The sequence below is a fragment of the Dactylosporangium sp. NPDC050588 genome (assembly GCF_040654975.1).
Lineage (GTDB): Bacteria > Actinomycetota > Actinomycetes > Mycobacteriales > Micromonosporaceae > Dactylosporangium > Dactylosporangium maewongense.
Genome location: NZ_JBFAJA010000194.1, coordinates 1 through 3,909, shown reverse-complemented (window position 1 = coordinate 3,909; position 3,909 = coordinate 1). Strand labels below are relative to the sequence as shown.

At 69.6% G+C, this 3,909-nt stretch carries 1 protein-coding gene; it reads right to left on the bottom strand.

From position 1 onward, the window contains the following. The coding region (locus tag AB0I21_RS57105; RefSeq protein WP_360574400.1) for a type I polyketide synthase at positions 1-3,909 on the bottom strand (3,909 nt) is incomplete at its 3' end.

Here is a 3,909-nt window from a genome sequence, read left to right as displayed (position 1 = left end):
CACCTCCAACAACAACCGCTGCTGCGGATCCATCGCAAGCGCCTCACGCGGCGAAACACCGAAGAACCCCGCATCGAACTCCGCCGCGTCATACAGGAACCCGCCCTCACGGGCGTAACTCGTCCCCACCCGATCCGGATCCGGATCAAACAACCGACCCACATCCCAACCACGGTCCACCGGAAACCCACCAACCGCGTCCCGCTCCCCAACCACCAAGTCCCACAGACCCTCAGGCGACACCACACCACCCGGAAAACGACACGCCATCCCGACGATCACCACCGGATCGCCACCCACCACCCCCACCGAGCCGTCCGACACCACCGACCCCGGCGCACCGAACAACACCTCGTCCAAGTGATCGGCCAGCACCGCCGGCGACGGGTAGTCGAACACCAGCGTCGCGGGGAGTCGGACGTCGGTCCACGTGGCCAGGCGGTTGCGCAGGTCCACGGCGGTGAGTGAGTCGAAGCCCATGTCGCGGAACGCCTGCCGGGCGTCGATCTGGTCGCCGCCACCGAATCCGAGCACCCCGGCCACCAGCGCGCAGATCTGGCGTTCGAGGTCGGCGCGGCGCCGCTCCGGCTCCCATCCGGCGTACCGCTCCGTCCACGACCGGTCCTGATCGCCGGTCGCCGCGGTCCGCCGCGCGGCCGGCGCCAGGCGCGACAGCAGCGGCGGCACGTCTGTCGTGCCGTTCAGGCGCAGCCGCACCGGCACCGTCACCGCCGCTTCGGCGCGCAGCGCCGCGTCGAACAGTCGCAGGCCTCGCTCGTCGTCGATCGGCAGCACGCCAGACCGGGCCAAGCGATCGCGGTCGGCGGACTGGGCCAGTGCGCTCGCGGACTCCCACAGACCCCAGGCGATCGAGTGTGCGGGTAGACCTTGCGCACGTCGCCGGCGGGCCAGCGCATCCAGGTACGCGTTCGCGGCGGCATAGTTCGCCTGCCCCGCCGAACCGAACACACCCGACGCCGAAGAGAACAACACGAACGCACTCAACCCATCGGTCAGCTCGTGCAGGTGTTGGGCGGCGACAGCCTTCGCCCGGAACACCGCCTCCAACTGAGCCTCGGTCAGGTTCGCCACCGTCGCGTCTTCCAGAACACCGGCCGCGTGAATCACCGCACTCGGACGAAACTCCGCAAGCAAGGCTCGCAACGCCTCCCGATCGGACACATCACACGCCACAACCCGCGCCTGCGGCAGGTCCACACCCAACCGTGCGGCATCCGGACCACGCCGCGACACCAAAACCAAGTCAGTCACGCCGTACGCATCGACCAGATGCCTTGCCAGCAACCTACCGAGCGTCCCCGTGCCACCAGTGATCAACACAGGGCCGGCACCAAGGTCGACCTCGCCACCGCTCGGGGCGGCACGCACCAGACGCGGCACCCGAACACCACCGTCACCGTCCACACGCAACTGCGGCTCGTCACACACCGCCACCGCCGCCCGCGCCACCCCCACATCAACCGCATCCACCAACACGAAACGGCCCGGATGCTCCGACTGCGCCGACGCCAGCAAACCCCACACCGCCGCCCGCTCCGGACGATCCTGACTGTCCGGAACCAACACCACCCAACGCCGCTCGTCGGCGGCCAAACGCTGCTGCACACCCGCCAGAACGTCAGCCAACCCCACACCGGCGCAATCCCACACCGGCAGGTCGACCTCCGCCTCACCAGCACGGCCGACCTCCACCCAGTCAACCGTGTACAGATCCCGAACCGGCGCCACCGCCAACCGCTCCGACAACGCCCGCAACACCAACGACCCCACCGTCGCCACCAACGCCCCATCCACGTCGGTCAACGTCAACGACAGACTGGCGCCATCCACACGCATCCGCACCCTGGCCCTGGTCGCGCCCGTGGCGTATACGGCAACGTCCTGCCACGCGAAGGGCAACGACGGCCCCTCAGCGCCGTCCGGCATGCCCAGCGCGGCCAGGTGCAGCGCGGCGTCCAGCAGCGCGGGGTGCACCCCGAACCGGTCCGCCTGTGCACGGCCCGCATCGTCCAAGGCGACCTCGGCGACGAGCTCCGCACCGGCGCGCCACGCGGCCCGCACACCCTGAAACATCGGGCCGTACCGCATACCAACGGCGGCCAGGTCTTCGTAGAAGCCCTCCACCGGAAGTGGGGTCGCACCGATCGGCGGCCACGTCGCGTCGACCTGCGGGGTGTCGCTCTCGGCGGTCTCCGCGAGCTGTCCGGTGGCGTGGCAGGTCCATGGTTGGTCCGCCCCCGCACGAGCGTGGATGGTCAGCTGCCGCCGACCGTCGACTGTGGTCTGCACGTCGACGGTGCCGGCGGCGTCCAGCACGAGCGGTGCCTGCACCGTTAGCTCCCGCACGACCGGCGCGCCGACCAGGTCGCCGGCGTGGACCGCCCAGTCCACGAACCCGGTTCCCGGCACCAGCACAGAGCCGTCGACGACGTGATCGGCCAGCCATGGCTGCCGGGCCGTCGACACCCGGGTCGACACCACGACCCCGCCGTCGGCGAGCCGCACCGCGGAGCCGCGCCAGCCGCCGCCGTCGAGCCAGTAGCGCCGGTGCTGGAAGGCATACGTCGGTAGGTCGGCTGGTCCTGCCCCGGCGGGCACTGCTGGCGTCCAGTCGACCGGCACCCCAGCCGAGTGCAAGGCCCCCAAGGCCGTCAGGAACGCGACCACCTCATCGGCGTCACGACGCGACAGTGGCTTGACCTGACGATCAGCGAGCATCGCCGACAACGTCGCGTCCGGACCGACCTCCACACACACCGGAGCATCCACCGCCGCGACAGCATCACCGAACCGGACCGTGTCCCGCACCTGACGCACCCAATACTCCGGAACCGTCACATCCGCGCCGACCTCCACAGACGACACCAACGGCACCCGCGCCGCCCGGAACCCCACCGACGCCACCACATCCGCGAACGCGGCCAGCATCGGCTCCATCAGGACCGAATGAAACGCATGCGACACCCGCAACCGCCGCACCCGGACACCACGACCCGACAGCTCCTCCGCCACCGCATCCACACGAGACTCAGGACCCGACAACACCACCTGGTCCGGGCCGTTGACCGCCGCGACATCCAGACCTGAAGCCACCGACGCGTCCGCCTGCACCGCCAGCATCGCCCCACCAGCCGGCAACGCATCCATCAACACCGCCCGCGCCGCCACCAACCGACACGCATCCGCCAACTCCAACACCCCGGCAACCACCGCCGCCGCGTACTCACCGATCGAATGCCCGACCAGCACTTTCGGGCGTACACCGAACGACCGCAGCAACGCCGCCTGCGCCACCTGCACCGCAAACAACCCCGGCTGCGCATACAACGTCCGGTCCAGCGCCGGACCACCCTCAGCGATCACCTCACGCAACGGCCGCGGAAGCAGGCCGTCGAACAGGTCACACACCCGTGCGAACTCCGCCGCGAACACCGGAAAACGCGCCGCCAGCCCCGACCCCATACCCACCCGCTGCGAACCCTGACCCGAGAACAACCACCCCACACCAACATCCGCCGCCGGCACCACAGGCAACACAAGACCATCCAACACACCGCCGACCGCGACCGCGCGATACGGCAACAACGCCCGCCGCGCCAAACCCACAGCGATCGAATACGCCGACACCTCCGGGCGCGCCTGCACAAACGCGTCCAACCGATCGACCTGCGCCTGCAACGCCTCACGAGAACGCGCCGACAACAACCACACCGCAGGACCGTCAGCAACGGCAGACGATTCCGGCTCCTCGGCAGACTGCTCCAGAATCACGTGCGCGTTCGTCCCACTGACACCGAACGACGACACACCCGCCCGACGCGGACGCGCCACCTCCGGCCACACCATGGTCTTCGCCGCCAACTCCACCGCACCCGCCGACCAATCCAC